General features: G+C 71.4%; 19 protein-coding genes. 10 read left to right on the plus strand and 9 right to left on the minus strand.

Annotation, left to right across the window (positions count from 1 at the left end):
* The first annotated feature begins 38 nt into the window (after positions 1-38).
* Genes ACFY36_RS14235 through ACFY36_RS14250 form a run of 4 tightly spaced genes read left to right on the plus strand, consistent with a single transcriptional unit; the run spans position 39 to position 3,956 of the window.
* The gene (locus ACFY36_RS14235) at positions 39-1,445 is read left to right on the plus strand and encodes a ferredoxin reductase family protein (RefSeq protein WP_499746371.1); all 1,407 of its coding nucleotides are present in this window, start codon (positions 39-41) and stop codon (positions 1,443-1,445) included.
* Positions 1,446-1,455: 10 nt separating this feature from the next.
* Positions 1,456-1,878: an FMN-binding protein gene (locus ACFY36_RS14240; RefSeq protein WP_499746372.1), complete on the plus strand. Its 423-nt coding sequence runs from the start codon at positions 1,456-1,458 to the stop codon at positions 1,876-1,878.
* 12 nt (positions 1,879-1,890) lie between these two features.
* Positions 1,891-2,583, plus strand: coding sequence for a response regulator transcription factor (locus ACFY36_RS14245; protein WP_499746373.1), 693 nt, complete (start codon positions 1,891-1,893; stop codon positions 2,581-2,583).
* Positions 2,580-3,956, plus strand: coding sequence for a HAMP domain-containing sensor histidine kinase (locus ACFY36_RS14250; RefSeq protein WP_499746374.1), 1,377 nt, complete (start codon positions 2,580-2,582; stop codon positions 3,954-3,956). Before ACFY36_RS14245 ends, ACFY36_RS14250 begins: the two co-directional genes overlap by 4 nt.
* Here the strand turns inward: ACFY36_RS14250 and ACFY36_RS14255 are convergent.
* Both ACFY36_RS14255 and ACFY36_RS14260 read right to left on the minus strand, forming a co-directional pair.
* The gene (locus ACFY36_RS14255; RefSeq protein ID WP_499746375.1) at positions 3,945-4,724 is read right to left on the minus strand and encodes an NAD(P)-dependent oxidoreductase; all 780 of its coding nucleotides are present in this window, start codon (positions 4,722-4,724) and stop codon (positions 3,945-3,947) included. The genes ACFY36_RS14250 and ACFY36_RS14255 overlap by 12 nt on opposite strands.
* Positions 4,721-5,386, minus strand: coding sequence for a GntR family transcriptional regulator (locus ACFY36_RS14260; RefSeq protein ID WP_499746376.1), 666 nt, complete (start codon positions 5,384-5,386; stop codon positions 4,721-4,723). The genes ACFY36_RS14255 and ACFY36_RS14260 overlap by 4 nt, the downstream gene beginning before the upstream one ends.
* Positions 5,387-5,493: 107 nt before the next feature.
* On the opposite strand from ACFY36_RS14260, the gene ACFY36_RS14265 reads away from it, so the two are divergent.
* Positions 5,494-6,729 (plus strand): vanadium-dependent haloperoxidase, encoded by a 1,236-nt coding sequence (locus ACFY36_RS14265; RefSeq protein ID WP_499746377.1) that lies wholly within the window; start codon positions 5,494-5,496, stop codon positions 6,727-6,729.
* On the opposite strand, the gene ACFY36_RS14270 is transcribed toward ACFY36_RS14265, so the two are convergent.
* Positions 6,674-7,894, minus strand: a complete 1,221-nt coding sequence (locus ACFY36_RS14270; RefSeq protein ID WP_499746378.1) for a lycopene cyclase family protein — start codon at positions 7,892-7,894, stop codon at positions 6,674-6,676. The two genes, ACFY36_RS14265 and ACFY36_RS14270, sit on opposite strands and share 56 nt — an antisense overlap.
* Positions 7,895-8,206: 312 nt before the next feature.
* Here ACFY36_RS14270 and ACFY36_RS14275 point away from each other — a divergent pair, with 312 nt between their 5' ends.
* Complete coding sequence (locus tag ACFY36_RS14275) at positions 8,207-8,959, plus strand: class I SAM-dependent methyltransferase (RefSeq protein ID WP_499746379.1); 753 nt, start codon at positions 8,207-8,209, stop codon at positions 8,957-8,959.
* Between the two features lie 10 nt (positions 8,960-8,969).
* Here ACFY36_RS14275 and ACFY36_RS14280 read toward each other — a convergent pair whose 3' ends face one another.
* Entirely contained in the window at positions 8,970-9,614 is a 645-nt protein-coding gene (locus tag ACFY36_RS14280) for a GOLPH3/VPS74 family protein (protein ID WP_499746380.1), read from the minus strand.
* Positions 9,615-9,741: 127 nt separating this feature from the next.
* Here ACFY36_RS14280 and ACFY36_RS14285 point away from each other — a divergent pair, with 127 nt between their 5' ends.
* Positions 9,742-10,149 (plus strand): RidA family protein, encoded by a 408-nt coding sequence (locus ACFY36_RS14285; RefSeq protein WP_499746381.1) that lies wholly within the window; start codon positions 9,742-9,744, stop codon positions 10,147-10,149.
* Here ACFY36_RS14285 and ACFY36_RS14290 read toward each other — a convergent pair.
* Positions 10,142-10,729 carry a TetR/AcrR family transcriptional regulator gene (locus ACFY36_RS14290; protein WP_499746382.1) on the minus strand — a complete coding sequence of 196 codons (588 nt, stop codon included), beginning with the start codon at positions 10,727-10,729 and terminating at the stop codon, positions 10,142-10,144. The genes ACFY36_RS14285 and ACFY36_RS14290 overlap by 8 nt on opposite strands.
* A gap of 75 nt (positions 10,730-10,804) precedes the next feature.
* On the opposite strand from ACFY36_RS14290, the gene ACFY36_RS14295 reads away from it, so the two are divergent.
* Positions 10,805-11,281, plus strand: coding sequence for an FBP domain-containing protein (locus tag ACFY36_RS14295; protein ID WP_499746383.1), 477 nt, complete (start codon positions 10,805-10,807; stop codon positions 11,279-11,281).
* A gap of 40 nt (positions 11,282-11,321) precedes the next feature.
* On the opposite strand, the gene ACFY36_RS14300 is transcribed toward ACFY36_RS14295, so the two are convergent.
* A complete protein-coding gene (locus tag ACFY36_RS14300) occupies positions 11,322-12,269 on the minus strand; it encodes a hypothetical protein (protein WP_499746384.1) in 948 nt (315 codons plus the stop codon).
* A gap of 105 nt (positions 12,270-12,374) precedes the next feature.
* The gene (locus tag ACFY36_RS14305; RefSeq protein ID WP_499746385.1) at positions 12,375-13,613 is read right to left on the minus strand and encodes a reverse transcriptase family protein; all 1,239 of its coding nucleotides are present in this window, start codon (positions 13,611-13,613) and stop codon (positions 12,375-12,377) included.
* 245 nt (positions 13,614-13,858) lie between these two features.
* On the opposite strand from ACFY36_RS14305, the gene ACFY36_RS14310 reads away from it, so the two are divergent.
* Positions 13,859-14,689: an SDR family NAD(P)-dependent oxidoreductase gene (locus tag ACFY36_RS14310; protein WP_499746386.1), complete on the plus strand. Its 831-nt coding sequence runs from the start codon at positions 13,859-13,861 to the stop codon at positions 14,687-14,689.
* A gap of 158 nt (positions 14,690-14,847) precedes the next feature.
* On the opposite strand, the gene ACFY36_RS14315 is transcribed toward ACFY36_RS14310, so the two are convergent.
* Complete coding sequence (locus ACFY36_RS14315; RefSeq protein ID WP_499746387.1) at positions 14,848-15,681, minus strand: NADPH-dependent F420 reductase; 834 nt, start codon at positions 15,679-15,681, stop codon at positions 14,848-14,850.
* A gap of 97 nt (positions 15,682-15,778) precedes the next feature.
* On the minus strand, positions 15,779-16,495 hold the full coding sequence (locus tag ACFY36_RS14320; RefSeq protein WP_499746388.1) for an SDR family NAD(P)-dependent oxidoreductase: 717 nt from the start codon (positions 16,493-16,495) through the stop codon (positions 15,779-15,781).
* Positions 16,496-16,614: 119 nt separating this feature from the next.
* Between ACFY36_RS14320 and ACFY36_RS14325 the strand changes: the two genes are divergently transcribed.
* Complete coding sequence (locus ACFY36_RS14325; RefSeq protein ID WP_499746389.1) at positions 16,615-17,397, plus strand: SDR family NAD(P)-dependent oxidoreductase; 783 nt, start codon at positions 16,615-16,617, stop codon at positions 17,395-17,397.
* The last annotated feature ends 33 nt before the right edge of the window (positions 17,398-17,430 follow it).

Here is a 17,430-nt window from a genome sequence, read left to right on the forward strand (position 1 = left end):
TTACTTGAGGCTTCATCTAACCGGGTCATGGTTGCCTCATGACGATCACGGCCAGACCCGGCGCCGGACGACAGGCGCCACCCCGATCCGGGCCTCCCGCGACGCCACGCTGGTGGGGTGACGCCGGTGGCGTCCTCGCCGGCGCCACACTGCTCGTGGTGACCGCGCTCTGGGTGAGCCACGGCGGACTCCAGTCGGTGGGCGATGGCGGCGCCGGAGCCGTCTCCTCGATCGGCCGCCTCTTCGGCCTCTGGGCCTCCGATCTGCTGCTTCTGCAGGTGCTGACCATGGCCCGCGTCCCGATGGTGGAGCGCGCCTTCGGCCAGGACAAGCTCGCCCGCTGGCACCGCTGGTCCGGTTTCACCTCGTTCTGGATGATGGTGGCGCACGTCGTGCTGATCACCGCCGGCTACGCGGGCACCGCCCGGACCAACCCGTTCGCCCAGCTCTGGACGATGATCTGGAACTTCCCGGGCATGCTGCTGGCCGCGGCGGGCACGCTCGCCCTGGTCATGGTGGTGGTGACGTCGGTGCGGGCGGCGCGGCGCCGCCTCCGGTACGAGTCGTGGCACCTGCTGCACCTCTACGCGTACCTGGGAGCGGGCCTGGCCCTGCCGCACCAGCTGTGGTCGGGCTCCGACTTCGTCGGCTCGGCCTGGGCCGCCGCCTATTGGTGGACGCTCTGGGGCGTGGCGGCCGGGGCGGTGCTGCTCTTCCGGCTGGGCCTGCCGCTGCTGCGCAACCGCCGCCACCGCCTGGTGGTCGACCGGGTGGTCCCTGAAGGGCCGGGCCTGACGTCGGTCTACCTCACCGGGCGCGACCTCGGCCGTCTGCCGGCGCGGGCCGGGCAGTTCTTCCAGTGGCGCTTCCTGGACGGGCCGGGCTGGACCAGGTCGCACCCGTTCTCGCTGTCGGCCGCGCCGGACGGCGAGCACCTGCGCATCACGGTGAAGGACTCGGGTGACGGCAGCTCCCGGGTGGGCTCGCTCAAGCGCGGCACCCGGGCCCTGATCGAGGGTCCCTACGGGCGGCTGACCGGCGAGTCGTACCAGGGAGGGCCGGTCGTGCTGCTCGCCTGCGGCATCGGCATCACGCCGCTGCTGTCGTTGCTGGGCGAGCTGCCGTACAAGCACGGACAGGCGACGCTCGTCTACCGCGCCCGTAGCGAGGCCGAGGTCGCGTTCCGGCCCGAGCTCACATGGTTCGCGGCCAAGCGCGGCGTGGCGGTCAAGTATCTGGTGGGCCCGCGCGCCGCCGACGGCTCGTGGCTTCCGGCCGGCCACCGCGATACGGACGTGGACGCCCTGCGCCGCCTGGCCCCGGCCGTCGCGAAGGCCGACGTCTACCTGTGCGGCCCCGACGCCTGGACCGAGGCCGCGCACAGCGCCGCCCGGGCCGCCGGGGTGCCCGCCGCCCGCCTGCACACCGAACTCTTCTCCTGGTAAGCGAGGAATGATGCGCCGGATCACCCTGTGGGCCTTCTCCACGATCGCCGCGCTCGTGCTGCTGTTCAGCTATCGCACGAGCACCAACACCCCCGCCACGCCCGCCGCCGCCGAGGCGCCACTGTCCGAGCCCACCGCGACCGGAGGCACAAGCGGTTCCAAGGAGTACGACGGGTCGTCCGTCCAGACGCAGTGGGGCCCGCTCCAGGTCCACATCACCGTCGCCAACGGCAAGATCACCGAGATCACCGCGCCCACCTCGCCCGCCGACAACCCGGCCGACGCGGGCGTCACCGCCGGCGCCCTTCCCCAGCTCCGCGAGCAGGTGCTGGCCGCGCAGAGCGCCTCCATCGACGGCGTCTCGGGCGCGACCTTCACCAGCGAGGCCTACAAGCAGTCCCTCCAGGCCGCCCTGGACGCGGCGCACATCTAGCCTGAACGCACGATGCGCATACTCGTGGTGGATGACGACGCGGCCGTCCGGGACTCCCTGGCCCGGACGCTGCGGTTCGAGGGTTACCAGGTCGACACGGCCGGTGACGGCAAGCAGGCGATCGACGTGGCCAAGACGGCCGGGCCGGACGCGATGATCCTGGACGTCAGCATGCCGGTCATGGACGGCCTCGAGGCGTGCCGGCGGCTGCGGGCCGAGGGTCTGCTGCTTCCGGTGCTGATGCTGACGGCCCGCGACAGCGTCGGCGACCGTGTCGCCGGGCTCGACGCCGGGGCCGACGACTATCTGGTCAAGCCGTTCGCTCTTCAGGAGCTGCTGGCCCGTATCCGGGCTCTGCTGCGGCGGTCGGCGCTGGGCGGCGGCCCGGCCGCCGACGAGCAGCGGCTCGTGTTCGATGACGTCCGGCTCGACGAGGTCACGCGCGAGGTGTGGCGCGGACAGCGACAGCTGCGTCTCACCCGTACGGAATTCGCGATCCTCGAGGCCTTTCTGCGGCACCCGCGGCAGGTGCTGACCCGGGCCGCCCTGTTCGAGCAGGTGTGGGGCTACGACTTCGGCGAGGGGTCGAACAGCATCCACGTCTACCTCGGCTATCTGCGCCGCAAGCTGGAGGCCGAGGGCGAGCCGCGGCTGCTGCACACCGTGCGCGGGGTGGGTTTCGTGCTGCGCGAGGATCCGCTGTGATCAAGCGGCCGCGGACCCTTCACGCGCGGCTGTCGCTGATGGTGGCGTGCGCGGTGGCCGCGGCCGTCGTCGTCATGGCCGGGGCGGCGCTGCTCACCGTGGCCGCTCTGCAGGCGCATCAGCTCGAGGCCGCGCTCAACTCCGATGCCCGGTCCATCGCGGCCGCTCCGAGTGAGTGGCAGGACATCCAGGAGGGGATGCCCAAGGGCTACGGCAACCACAAGCCGCTCGGGCCGACCTGGCAGCTCCTGGATTCGTCGGGCGCGATCGTCAGCGGCTCGGCCGAGACGTTGCCGGTGACCGCCGCGGCCAAGGAGATCGCGGCGGGCAAGCGGCCGCCCTTCCAGGAGGAGGTGATCATCGATGGGGACCACCATCAGATGCTCACCGTGCCCGTGAAGTACGGCGGCGGCGCCGTGCAGGTGGCCATCAACCAGGAGCGGACCCGCGATCTGCTCACCCTGCTGGCCGGGGTGCTGGCGGCGGCCTGCGTGCTCGGGATCGCGGGCGCGGCCTGGCTCGGGCGGCTGGTGGCGCGGGCCGGCCTGGCGCCGGTGGAGAAGCTCACCGCGTCGGTCGAGCAGGTGGCGGTCACGACCGACCTGACCAGACCGGTCGAGGTGTCGGGGGTCGACGAGGTGGCGCGGCTCGGCCGGTCGGTGAACACGATGCTGGCGGCGATCGACTCGGCCCGGCGGGCGCAGCGCACCCTGGTCGAGGACGCGGGGCACGAGCTTCGTACGCCCCTCACCAGCATCCGTACGAATGTGGAACTGCTCCTGGAAGTCGAACGACGGCCGGAGCTGGCCCACCGGCTGCCGCCCGAGGAGAGGGCGTCGCTGCTGGAGGACCTCGACGCCCAGGTGCGCGAGCTGGCCACCCTGACCACCGAGCTGGTCGAACTGGCCCGGGAGGAGACCACCCGGGAGGCCGTCGAACCGGTCGAGCTGGCCGACGTGGTCACCGCGGCCGCCAACCGGGTACGGACCCGGGCCCCCGGCCTCGTCTTCACGACCGGCCTCGCCCCCGCCACCGTGAACGGGCGGCCGGGCGAGCTGGAACGCATGGTCGTCAACATCCTCGACAACGCGGCCAAGTGGAGCCCGGCCGGCGGCACCGTGACGGCCACCCTGCGGGCCGACGGGCCGCACTGGTGGGCGCTGACCGTCGCCGACGAGGGCCCCGGCATCGCCGCCGAGGACCTGCCGCACGTCTTCGACCGCTTCTACCGGGCGCCGGCCGCCCGCGCGATGCCCGGCTCGGGGCTGGGCCTGGCCATCGTCGCCCAGACCGCGTCCCAGCACGGCGGCACGGTCGCCGCGACCGCGAACGAGCCGCACGGCACGGTCGTGACGGTCCGCCTACCCCGCTAGGTCGGTTCGCCTATCCGCTAGATCGCCGAGCCAGTCGCGGCTGGCGCGGGCCACCCGGGCCGGCACGCCCAGCGAGTCGAGCAGGTCGGCCGCCGCCGCCATCTCCTCGCGGCGGCGCACGGCGTGCACCCGGGAACCCTCGACGACGCGGTCGAGCGTGGCGGCGTCGCCGCGCACGAACTCGTTGCGGATGTTCTCGGTCAGCCACTCCTCGAGCCCGGCCACCCGGGCCGCCGCCAGGGCCTCGGTCACGGCGGCCGACATGCCCTTGTAGAAGACGCTGCGCAGCAGCTTGCGGGTGGCCGCCGCGCCCACCGGCCCCTCGATGACCTGAATGTCGGCACCGTAGCCCGTCAGGACCGCGGCGACCTTCGCCGCACTCGGGCCGCTGGCCGTCATCGGGGTCCGCAACCCACGGCCGGGCACCGGCGCCATCAACGCCACGTCCACGACCTCCACGGCCCCGTCCGCCGCCGCGAACAGCTGCTCCTTCACACCGGGCGCCGACGTGTTCAGGTCGGCCCACAGCGTCCCCGGCCGGCAGGACGGCAGCGACTGCCGCAGCGCGTCGAGGGCCTGGCTCGCGCTGTTCACGCTCAACACCAGGCCGGCCTCGCGGCAGGCGTCGGCGTCACTCTTCGCCGGCCGTACGCCGTCAGGCGCACCGACCAGCGGATCGAACCCGTGGACGGTGGCGCCCGCCGCGACGAGGCCGGCCGCGATCCGGCTGCCCGCCTCGCCCAGCCCGAGCACGGCGATCGCGGTCACGCCGGGCCGCCGAGGTAGTCGATGGAGCGCAGCGCCTCGATGACGCTGGCGATGTGTTCCCGCATCGCGCCCTCGGCCGCCTTGGCGTCGCGGTCGCGGATGGCCGCGATGACGCGCTCGTGCTGCGGCAGCGACGTCTGCGGGCGGCCCGGCAGCAGCGACAGCATGAACTGGTGGCGCACCAGCTGGCCGCGCAGCGTCTCGACGATCCGGTCGGCCGTGCCGTGCCCGGCGATGCTCCGGATCAGCGCGTGCAGGCGCTGATTGAGATCGCTGTACGCCCTGTACTCCCCCTCGGCGACGGCCGCGCGCATGAGCCGGCCGATCTCGTCGAGCTCGCCCGCCTGCTCGCCGGTGACCCGCTCGGCGGCGCGGGCGGCGATCAGCCCCTCGACCACCATGCGGACCTCGGTGATCTCGACGGCCTCCTCGATGGACACCTTGCGCACGTGGGCGCCGCGGTTGCGCTCCATCTGAACCAGGCCCTCGCCGGCCAGGTCCTGCAGGGCCGCGCGCACGTTGAACCGGCTGGCCGCGAACCGCTCGATCAGCTGGGCCTCGACGAGCCGCTCGCCGGGCAAGTATTCGCCGCGGAGGATCGCCTCGCGCAACCCGTCCCTCGCCTGCGCGGCGGCCGTTGCGCGGTGTTTCTCGGGCTGCATCAGCGCAGCCTATCGCACCACGGCGACAACATTGTCAACAATCCCCGCCGAGTCTGATCGAGGACGCATCGACGCCGCCGGATGGGCGCCGGGTGGAGGGTGTGTCGATGAGGAAGACCTGGATCGTGGTCGCGCTGAGTCTGGCCGGTGGCTTCGCGGGCGCTCAGGCGCCGGCCGACATCGACAGTGTGCGGGTGTGGAACGGATTCGCCCTCGACGCCGTACGGGTCACGCGCGCCACCGACGCGGACGCGGCCCGGATGTACGCGATGGTCAACGTCGCGATGTACGACGCGGTGAACGGGCTCGCCGGAGCGCGGGCCCGGACCCCCGCCCTGGTCCCCGGCTCCGGGCCGCGCCACGCCGACGCGCAGGCCGCCGCCGCGTCGGCCGCGCACGAGGTGCTGGTCGCTCTCGACCCGGCCCGCGCCGCCACCTATGACGCCCGGCTCGCGGCCGACCTGGCCCGCCTCACCAAGCCGCAGTCCGGCGCCGCCTGGGGCCGTCACGTCGGCCGGGCCGTGGTCTCGGTGCGCACCGGCGACGGCTCCACGCCGGTCGAGTCCCAGCCCGCCGGCGAGGGCCCGGGCGTCTTCCGGGCCGCCTGGTCGGGCACCCAATATCGCAACGTGCAACCATTCGCCGTGGCCGATCCGAACCGTTACATCCCGGCCGGTCCGCCCGCGCTGACCAGCGTGCCCTACGCCGCCGCCTACGCCGAGGTGGCCGTCCTCGGCAACGCCGCCCTGCCCGACGCGGAGCTGCTCGCCACCTATCAGTACTGGTCGCTGCCCGCCGGCTCGGACCAGCCGCCCGGCGAGTGGCTGCGGATCGGCCTGGGTGTCGCCACCGCCCGCCACCTGCCGCTGGCCGAGCAGACCCGGCTGACCGCGCTGCTCACCATGGGCCTGGCCGACACGACCGTCGCCACGGTCGGCACCAAATACCGCTACCGTCATTGGCGCCCCACCACGGCGATCCGCGAGACGACCGATCCCACGTGGTCGGCCCGCGCCGGCAGCGTCGGCAGCACCCCGGAATACGTGTCCGGCCACAGCTCGTACAGCGGCGCCGGTTCGGCCGTCCTGGCCGGCTTCTTCTGCGACGACGCCATCGCCTTCACCCACACGACCGATTCGGCGCCGGGCGGTGCCGCCCGGTCCTACCCCGGTTTCTCCTCGGCGGCTTCAGAGGCCGGACGTTCCCGGGTGTACGGCGGTCAGCACTTCGAGTTCAGCAACCAGGCCGGCCTGTACACGGGCCGGGGTGTCGCGGCCGAGGTGCTGGCTACCCGCCTGCTGCTCCGGCACGGCCCGACCCATGTGGGCGCCTGCCCGCGCTGAGCCGGCTGACGGCGTCCCCGGCGGCGGCCCGCGTCATCGGCAGGAGCGGGCTCGACGCCATCAGGCGCAGGTCCTCGGCCCACGAGGTGGTGCCGTCGAGGAACCGCAGCACGAGCTCGGCCGGGTTGCGGTCGAAGAGGCGGTCGAAGAAGGCCACCCCGTCGACCAGGTTTTTATCCAAGGCCCGCAACTGCACGCCGTCCATCCATCGATGACGGGGCGGATAGGGCGCTTGCGGTACGGGTGAACGGCCGCCCGCAACCGCATGGGCCACGTCCTCGGCTTGGCGGGCCATGGCGGAGAACGTGAACCCGGTCGACGGCCGTGTGGCCCCGCCGGCGGTCCCGAGGCGTACCACCCGGGGTGTGGGGTGGGCGTCGAAGACGCCGTCGGTCATGGGAATGACGCCGTCCTCGACCTCACGGACCCGCAACTCCCCCAAGTCGAGCCCGATCAGATCGGCGTAGGCGCGCAGGGCGGCGTCGTAGGCGTCGCCGTCGAGCACAGCGGGCGAGAACTCGGTGTACTCGACCAGCGCGAACCGGTCGCTGACCGGCAGCACATAGCCGAAGGAGACCCCACGGGCCGGTTGCGGCGTACGGAAATCCATCAGCACCGCCCGCCCCGGATCGAAGACCGCCTTGCCGGCTTCCAGCCACCACCCACGGAAATGCTGCAACCAGTTGGTCCGCCCCGGCCGCCGCGGCTTCCGCGGCCGCGAGTCGAGCGCCCATCCCGCCCGCACCAACGGCTGCCCGTCCGGCCCCATGACGACGACGCTCTCACCGTCGTCCACCAGCTCCCCGGCCGGCGCGGTGATCCGCAGGGCGCCGAGCCGCTCCTCGACACCGGCGGCCATCTCGTAGAGCGGCGCCGAGCGCAACATGGCGTACCGCAAGGGCTGAAGCGCAAGCACCCGCCGCCGCTCCGGCGTCACCACATCGACCTCGTCCCAGCTGGCGCTCAGAAGAGGGTCGAAGGCCGTGCCCGGCGTCCCCCAGAACGCCCACGTCCGGTCCTGGCCGCGCTTGCGCACAGGATCGACGATCGCCAGCCGTACGCCGGAGAGCCGCTCCCGCCCGAGGGAGGCCAGCACGAGCGAGGCCGCTCCCCCACCACCCACGAGAACCAGGTCGACGTCAACGGGAGCACTCACCGGCCCCACCTTATCGGGCGGGATGATCGACAACTCAGGACGTGCACTGAGACGAACTGCTACGACCGGGCGAGACTGTCAGCCTCGGTCCACGCCGATCTTCGAAAGCACTTTTCGACGGACGACGACTTCCGGACGCGGCACACAGGCCTGCTCGCGCTACGGCCGGAGAGATTCGCGGCAGTCTCCAACCGCGGTTTCGCGCGCCTCGGCGAGACCGTGGCGAAGGCCGCGAGGCTGACCACCGAATGGCGGACGGCGCCGGCGTCCAGGTGACGGCGGAGATCACCGGCCACACCTTCATCGGGCAGGATGGTCGGCATGACGGGACGCGCTATGAGCTTCGGAGCTGTCGCGGAGGCCTACGAGAGGTTCCGGCCGGGTTATCCCGCCGAGCTGTTCGTCCTGGTGACGGACTACGCGGCCCGGCCTCTGCGCACCGCGCTCGAGATCGGCGCCGGAACGGGCAAGGCGACCCGCCTCTTCGCCCGCCCGGGCGTCGCGGTGACCGCGACCGAGCCCGACCCGGACATGCTGGCCGAGCTGAGCAAGCACGTGCCGGCGTCGGTGCGGACGATGCGGTCCGCGTTCGAGGAGCTGCCCCTCGGCGAGCGGTACGACCTGGTCTACGCGGCGGCCTCGCTGCACTGGACGCGCCCCGAGGGGCGGTGGTCGCGGATGGCCGCCCTGCTGGCGCCGGGCGGTGTCTTCGCCTGCTTCGGAGGCCCGATCGAGCTGGCCGACCCGGCGGTCGAGGAGGCCGTGGGAAAGGCCCGGTCCCCGTTCATGGAGACCGACGACGTCCCGCTCCCGGCCGGGCAGGGCGTGCAGCAGTGGCCCGCGGACGAGCTTGAGGCCTCCGAGTGGTTCACCGATGTCCGCCAGGCCGTGATCGAGCGGCGGCTCACCATGACCGCCGCCGGCTACGTCGAGCACCTGGCGACGATCTCCGCGTACCTGGAACTGCCGGCGCCGCGCCGCGAGCAGCTGTTCGGCCAGATCGCGCGGGTCCTCCCGGAGACGGTGGAGATCGCCGCCGACATCACCGTCCATCTCGCCCGCCGGCGAGGGTAGTGGCGCGGGCTCACCCGGCGCGGCGCAGGGCGATGGACTGGATCAGGGCCGAGCGCAGACCCGGCAGCTCGCGGTCGACCTGGTCCTTCAGCTCGGCCACGGCGGCCTTGTGCCCCCACAGGTCACGCCATCCGAACACCGTGCTCACGTTGCCGTCGATCGCCAGGGCGGCCAGCACGGCCTCGCCGACGGGCGGCGGCGCCGATCCGGGTTCACGGTGCGCCGCCCGGCGTACCCGGTCGCGGAGCGCCCGCACCGAGCCGTGGTCGGCCGGCGCGATCTGTTTCGCGGGGATGATGCCCAGAACCCGGCGCTGCTCGACGGTGACGATCCCGGCCGCGGCGAGCTGTTCCTGAACGGCTTCCTCGGCCTTCTGCCACCGCTGTTCCAGCAGATCGAACCAGCGGCGCGGACGATCGGCCGCCACATCGGCGAGCACCTCAGCGAGGAAGGGGTCGAGCGTTTCCGCCCCGGCCGCGTTCGTCCGCTGCGCCTTGCCGGCGCGGTCGTGCAGCAATCCGGCCAGGCGCAGCTGGGCCACCGCGGCACCGCGGAGCAGCGATCCCCGTACCGCCTCGCTGTCGTCGTCGAGCCGTCCCTTCTCGGGCTGATGACTCAGTAGGAAGAGCTGTTGGGGCAACGGCAAGGTGGGCATGCACCCAGTACAAACGGTGTCCCGACAACACAGTCCAGGCCCTGGGCGGGATCTCCTTGACTGTGTTGCGGGAACACACGATGCACTCGGGGAAAGATCCGCAGCGTTCGTACGACGGGAGATCGCCATGAGTGTGGAGTTCCTGCACCCCGAAGGACTGCTCAAGCAGACCGACTACTCGCCGGTCGCCGTGGGGACCGGGTCCCGGATCGTTCTGCTGGCCGGGCAGGCCGGGGTCACCCCCGACTTCCTGCCCGCCGCGCCGGACCTGGGCGGCCAGGTCGAGGCCGCTCTGCGCAACATCATCGCTGGTGTTCGCGGGGCGGGCGGGGATGTCGGCGATCTGGCCCGGCTGACCTTCTACGTCGTGGACTGGACGGCGGAGAAGTGGGACGACGTGCTGGCCGCCATCACCCGCGTGCAGGAGCAGGACGGTCTGCCCGTTCCGGCCCCGCCCCTCTCCATCATCGGCGTCCAGGCTCTGTTCACGCCCGACTTCGTGGTGGAGATCGAAGCCACCGCCATCCTCAGCTGAGGCGAGAGGTTCCGGCCGTCGGCCACGTGCGCAGCGTCGCGTCCAGGGAGTCGAGGATCCGGGTCCAGGACTTGTCGCTGCCGGGTGTGCTGTGGTCGAAACTGCCGCTCTGCTCCAGGCTCACGAACCCGTGGAAAATGCTTCCCAGCAGGCGTACGGCGTGAACCTGGTCCTCGTCGTTCAGGTCGTAGCCGCGGAGGACGGCCCGCATCATCTCCGAGTGGCGGGGGCCGGCCGTGGTCGCCGCCTCGGCGGGCGTGAGCCTGATCTGGGCGGCGGCGTAGCGGCCGGGGTGGGCACGGGCGTAGTCGCGGTAGACGTTGCCCAGGGCGGCCAGCGCGTCGCGACCGGAACGGCCGGCGAGGGCGACGGCCGCGGTGTCGGCCATCTCGGCCAGGGCGACGGCGGCGATCCGCACCTTGAGGTCGTGGGTGTTGCGCACGTGCGAATAGAGGCTGGCCACCTGTACGCCGAAGTGGCGGGCCAGGGCGGACGCCGTCACCTGTTCGAAGCCGATCTCGTCGGCCAGCATGGCTCCGGTCTGAGCCAGGCGGTCCGGTGTCAGTCCTGCTCGCGCCACAGGCGTACCCCCTCCAAGAACCTGTGACCATTATTCCGTTGCCTAAAGCATTTAGGCAACCGTAGCGTTGTCCGCATGAAGCCGTTGACCGAGCAGGAGATCCGGGCCGCGTTCGTGAACTGCAGCAAGGGCGAGGCCAAGCGCCTGTACGTGCCGCGGAATCTGGGCGAGCAGAACTGGGAAGATCTCGACTACCTGGGCTGGCGCGATCCGCGCGCCGAGCACCGGGCCTATCTGGCCGTCGGCGACAAGGCGTTCGTCCTGCGGACCCCGAAGGCGGGCGCCGAGCGGATGCGGCGCAGCATGTGCTCGATGTGCACGGTCAGCCCGCTGACCGGCGTCTCGCTGATGGTCGCGCCGCGGGCGGGTGAGGCCGGCAAGCGCGGCGACTCCGTCGGCAGCTATTTCTGCAACGACTTCGGCTGCTCGCTCTACATCCGCGGCAAGCGCGACCCGGGGCCCGGCGGCCGCCTGCCCGAGACGATCTCGCTCGACGAGAAGATCGAGCGCCTGACCACCAACCTCACCGCCTTCCTGGAGCGGGTCGGCTAGAACGCGGGGGCAGGCTTCACGCCTGCCCCCGCTCTCAGTCTCAGCAGACCTTGCGGAACTGTGCGCTCTGCACGTTGGCCTTGACCTGGCCCGATCCGGCCGTCCCGCTGTTGGAGGCGTACGCGAACAGCTTGACGTGGACCTCGGTGGGCGCGTCCAGGACCAGGAAGGTGGAGATCGACAGGGTCGGGTCCTGGGTCAGGGTGGCGCTGTCCGACTTGGGGATCATCACGCCGCCCGCGGTGACGTTGTTGGTGAAGTCGGAGTTGATCGTCGCGCCCTTGACGACGGTCATCGTGCCGGTCAGGAACACGCCCTGCGGCAGCCAGGTGTCGTTGTTGTTGAAGCCGGTGAAGCCGCCGATGACGCGGGCGTCGTAGGTGCCGGCCGGCAGGTTCACGCTGCCGAAGTCGGTGGCCCCGGCCCGGATGCTGCCGCCGACGTTCGTCAGCGTCTTGGCGCTGGGCGCGATCGTGGAGATCGTCGCGGTGCACGTAGGCGTCGGCGGGGTGGTCGCCGGCGTGGTGTACGACTGCAGCTGCAGGGTGAACCGCGTCCGCGCCGTGCTGTAGACGGCGAGTCGTCCGCGGCTGTCGAGCGTGACGTTCGCCGTGCCGGACGCGGTCTGACCCCGCCGGAAGCTGACGGTGGCGGCGCCGGACGGCCGCTTGCCCGTGTAGACGGTCAGGCTGCCCGAGGACGACGGGTTGACGCTGGTGATCTTGACAAGCGCGCTGGTGGCGTTCGCCGGCACCGAGGTGCCCGAGAAGCTCCGGCCGGCGACCTGGACGGCCGTGACGTCACCGCCGCCCAGGGTCGTGCCGGGAGGGGCGACGATGTACGGGTTCGAGGGCGTAGGCGTGGTGTCCGCGCTGGCGATGCCGACCGCGGCGACACCACCACCGGCGACGACGGCCACAACGGTGGCGGCAATGGCGTACCGCCTCGTCCGGCCGCGCTTGACCGTGGTTCCTGTGCTCTCGTTCATGGGGGGATGTCCTCTTCCAGGATCGCGCGAACCGATCGGACGGCCGCTCTTCCCCTGAACAACGCCGGCGGGCCCCCACCGGACGCGCGTCGCCGGCCTCCAGAATCATCCTGCCGTGACAGCGGCCTCGAGGAGGGCGGCGAGTTTCGCGGCGCGGGCCGGGTGGCGGTGGGACATCCAGGCGACCCGGCCCGCGAGGTGGGCCGCGAAGTCGGGGTGCCCGTCGCGGTTGGCCGCGGCCAGGCCGTGCGTGGCCGCGTTGTGCAGGATCGCGCGCAGCCGGTCGTACTCCTCACGGGGCGCGGCCGGCCGGTCGTTGACGACGAGGCCGGTCAGCGACTGGCGCTGGGAGCGGCCCCGGATCCTGGTCTTGGCCGGGTGGAGGCGGAAGCCCTCTTCGGTCACGATCTCACCGGCCAGCTCGACGAGCCGGCCGGCCGGGCCGCGGCCCGAGAAGGCCAGATCGTCCGCGTACCGGCCGTAGGTCATGCCGAAGCGGCCGGCGAGCCCGCTGAGCCGCCGGTCGAGCCGGTAGGCGCACAGGTTGGCCAGGGCGGGCGAGGTCGGCGCGCCCTGCGGCAGATGCGGTTGCCGCAGCAGGGCGGCCAGGTGCGGGCCGGGGGCGGCGCGCAGGACCCGGGCCGGTGTGCGGGTGGTGGTCAGGGCGGTCAGCGCGTGCGCGACCGGCTCCGGATAGCCGATGCCGAGGAACAGCCCGTAGATCCGGGCCGCCGTGATGCTGGAGAAGAACGCCCGCAGGTCGAGCCGGATCAGCACCTCCTGGCCGGCGTGCGCCTCGGCGAACGTGTGCACACCCCGGCCGGGCACGAAACCGTGGACGTCCGGGTGGACCGGCACCCGGGCCAGGATCTGGTCGAGAACCAGGCGTTGCAGAGCGCGCAGGCGTGGTTTCGGCGCTTCGATCAGCCGGTGCGGCCGCCAGCCGTACCGGTAATGACGAAGTTTCTCGTCCCGGGCATGCCGGTTGATCTCCCGGCGGTCGGCGAACCAGTCAAGCGCGTCGCCGCCGAGCCCGAAAAAGGCCGCCAGCCCGGCCAGATCGTCAACGACAGGAGCATTCCACCGCAGGCGTACGGCTCGGGTCGGCACCGCAAGCCGGCGCCGGATGACGGTCCGCCGGGGAGGATCGGGCAGGGCGGTCAGAACCGAGCGCAGCTCGCGGGGCCGGTCGTACGGCGCCCGCGGGTACGCCAGCAGGACTGCCTTGACCAGCCGGCGCGCCCACTTGCTGCGGCCGACGGTCACCACCCGTACAGCCGCAAGCATGTTTTTGTATTGCCAGTCGGTGGTGAGCAGCGCGTCGGCCAGAGCCCCGGCGACCACGAAAGGGGCAGCGTGTCCCGACGAATCCCGGTCGTGCCTGCGCCGTCTCGCGCGAAGCGCGGTGGCGCGCCGGCGATGCGCTGCGGTGATCATGCAAACATCCTCGGGGTTGCCCCGAAGAGACCCTCGCCGCCGCTGACGACGGCGACGGCCAGCTCAGGACACGCTGCCACCCGGCCAGCATAGAGGCCCACCGCGAGTCGCCAGGGGCTGGATGATCGGTAAACAAAGCCGGACTCGACGTTATGGATCAGCGCGGACGTGAGAGGAACAGTAAAGGGGTTCCCACGTTTCTCGAGGAGATTCTGATGTCACAGCCACTTGCCGCGAAGACTGCTCTGGTCACCGGCGGTTCCCGCGGTATCGGACGTTCGATTGCTGAGCGTCTGGCGAAGGAGGGGGCGACCGTCGCCCTCACCTACAACGCGAGCAAGGACGGGGCCGAGGAGACGGTCGCCGCCATCGAGAAGGCGGGCGGAAGCGCCTTCGCCCTGCACGCCGACCTCGTCGACGCAGCCTCCATCCCGGCCTTGTTCGAGCAGCTCGACCACGAACTCACCCGGCGCACCGGCGGCAACGCCCTCGACATCCTGGTCAACAACGCGGGCAACTCAGGCTGGGGCGGCCTTGCCGACGCCACGCCGCAAACGTGGGACACGATGTTCGCTGTCCAGGCCCGCGCGCCCTTCTTCGTCGTCCAGTCGGCGCTGAGCCGCCTCTCCGACGGCGCGCGGATCGTCAACGTGTCCTCGGCCGCGGGCTCGCGGCCGATGGCGGCGGCGCCCATCTATTCGATGGCCAAGGCGAGCATCAACAATCTGACCCACACGCTCGCCATCGAGCTGGGACCGCGCGGAATCACCGTCAACGCCGTGGCTCCCGGCTGGGTTCGGACCGACATGAACACCGCCGTCCGCGAGAATGCCGGGATGGTCGCGGCGATAGAAGCGGAAACCGCGCTGGGACGCTTCGGCGATGCCGCCGAGATCGCGTCGGTCGTCACCTTTCTCTCCTCCGGCGAGGCTCGATGGGTGACCGGCCAGGTCATCGAGGCCAGCGGCGGGTACAAGCTCTGATCGTGACGCCTTGCCTATGAATGCCGGTCCCACGCAGCACCCGAGCCGGAAGCACACACCAAGAGAATGAGCATTCCGGCGTGTCGTCGGCTCCTCACCTCGCAGTTTCCGGGGCCGGGCCCGCGGGGTGCCGCCGGACGGCACCCCGCGCCCATTGCCTACCTCTTGAACGTCGCGCCGCGCGCGAGGTCCAGGAAGATGGCGACGTGTGCCGGCGGAAGCCCTTCCAGACTGCCGCCGATCGGCGACGGCCGCTTCGCGGTGGCGATCAGCTCCCGAGCCGTCTCCCGCGAGAGCGGCTCGCCGATGTGCTCCAGATAGAACCGCTTCTGCTCGTCATCGGACAGGCCCTGCGGGATCTTCGGGGCGTACGGCCAGAAGTAGATCCCGGTGTCCGGCTCGATCCGCCAGCTCTCCGCCAGCGAACCGGCATCGACCACGTCGTAGCCGACCGCCTCCATGAACCGCGTCACCAGTTCCTTGGCAGCGACGTCGTCGCCCGCCACGGGCAACGTCGTACGCTCCGGGTCACCCTGCGGCCGGGCGTTGAACGACAGGTGATGCCAGTCGAGGTTGTGGAACGCCTTGACCACCTTCGAGTCCCGCAGATGGGACTGCACCAGCTCACTGGACGTGATCTCACCACTGTCGAGATCGTCCCGGCGGAAATCACTGGCCGCCGGATAATAGTTCGTCTGATCGATCACGACCTTCCCCGCGAGCTTGCCGGCCGGCAACGCCTCGAAGTTCGCCAACGGGATCGGGATCGCCACCAGGTCCCCCGCCGCGATCGCCTCGTCGACGGACGCCGCACGAGCAAGCGGGCCGAGCTCCTCGATCAGCCCGGAAATCGTCTCCGGACCCCGGGAGTTGCTGATCACGACGTGGTAGCCGGCCGCCACGGCAAGACGCGCCAGCCCACTTCCCGACAGCCCCGAGCCGATAATGCCGATGGTTTTTGTCATTACGGTTTCTCTCTCCTCCGACAGCAACGGGATGTCACCCGCGACTCGATATTGCGCGGGGCGGAGGAGAGCTACCAGGCGCCCGTTTCCCTATGAGTCCTGGTACCAATAGCCAATCAGTCGTTCAGATTCGGCTCTCGCCGCCATCGACCAGCAGGGTCTGTCCGGTGACGAACGCGGCGTCGTCCGAGACCGTGAAGGCGACAACCGAGGCGATGTCTTCCGGCCGGCCGGTGCGCGGGATGGCCTGCCGGGCTCGTACCGCCTGGAAGTGGGCTTGGGGGATGTCGGCAAGAGCCTTGTCGGTGGCCGTCAGGCCCGGCGCCACCGCGTTGACGGTGATGCCGTGCGGGCCCAGTTCGGTGGCCAGCGCTCGCACCATGCCGGTGAGCGCGCCCTTGGTCGCCACGTAGTGCGTCATCGCGGGCGGCGGCGCGAACAGGCTGGACGACGTGATGACGACGATGCGCCCCCAGCCGGCGGCGCGAAGGTCGGGGAGGGCGGCGCGGACGACGTGGAACGCGCCGTCGACGTTGACCCGGAAAGTGCGCTGCCAGAGCGCCGGCTCCAGCTGGTCGAACGTGGCCACGACCTGGTAGGCGGCGCAGTGCACGACCACCTGCACCGGGCCCAGCGCGGACCGAATGCGTCCGATCGCCGCCTCGACCGCTGCCGCTTCGCTGATGTCGCATTCGAGGTCGAGCACGCCGTCACGCGCCGGGGCCGGGATGGTGAGATCCAAGCTGGCCACCGTGTGCCCGTCGGCGCGCAGCCGCTCGACGATGGCGGCTCCGATACCGGACGCGCCTCCGGTGACGACGGCGACTCTCTCCTCGTTCATGACTCACCCTGGTACGGCAGTGCTCGCTCGCGCCATGGTCTGCGGCATCGGCGTCGCTGATGGCCCGTATAAGTAGATCGCCCTTCCCTCCGGGGTGCCCCGCAACGGACCGTGGGGGCATGACGGGACGGCTGGCAGGCAAGGTTGCGCTGATCACCGGCACGGCGGGTGGTCAGGGCCGGGCGGCGGCGCTGTTGTTCGCCGCGGAGGGCGCGATCGTGGCCGGCACCGACCTCGACGCCGGCGGTGCGGAGGAGACCGTCGAGCTGGTCCGGGCCGCGGGCGGGGTCATGGACAGCACTCATCCGCTGGATCTCAACGACGAGGGCGGCGTACGCGACTGGGTGGACACGGCAGCGCAGCGGCACGGCGGGATCGACGTGGTCTACAACAACGCGGGGGCGACCCGGTTCGCGCCGATCGCCGAGACGACGTACGCGGAATGGTCCTTCACCCTGCGCAACGAGCTCGACATCGTCTTTCTCGTCACCAAGCACGCGTGGCCACATCTGATCGCCCGTGGCGGCGGCAGCATCCTGCTGGTCGGCTCGACCGCCGGGACGACCGGATCGCTGACCAACAACCGGATCGCCCACACCGCGACCAAAGGCGGCGTGATCGCGATGACCAGGCAACTCGCCGCCGAGGGGGCACGGCACGGCATCCGGGCGAACTGCGTCAGTCCCGGCATGATCCGTACGCCCGCGACCGAGGCCGACCTGCTGGCGCCGGACCACCCGATGCGCACGATCGCCGAGGCCATACCTCTGGGCCGGATCGGTGTTCCGGAGGAGGTCGCGCGGTGTGCGCTGTTCCTCGTGTCCGACGAGGCGTCCTACGTGACCGGCGCGAACCTGATGGTGGACGGCGGGTGGTCCGCGGTCCTTCCTGGTGCGTCCTGACCTTCGTCGACATGCTCGGCGGCTCACAGACCC

Origin of the sequence: Actinoplanes sp. NPDC000266 (genome assembly GCF_042899005.1) — a bacterium.
Taxonomy (GTDB): Bacteria; Actinomycetota; Actinomycetes; order Mycobacteriales; family Micromonosporaceae; genus Actinoplanes.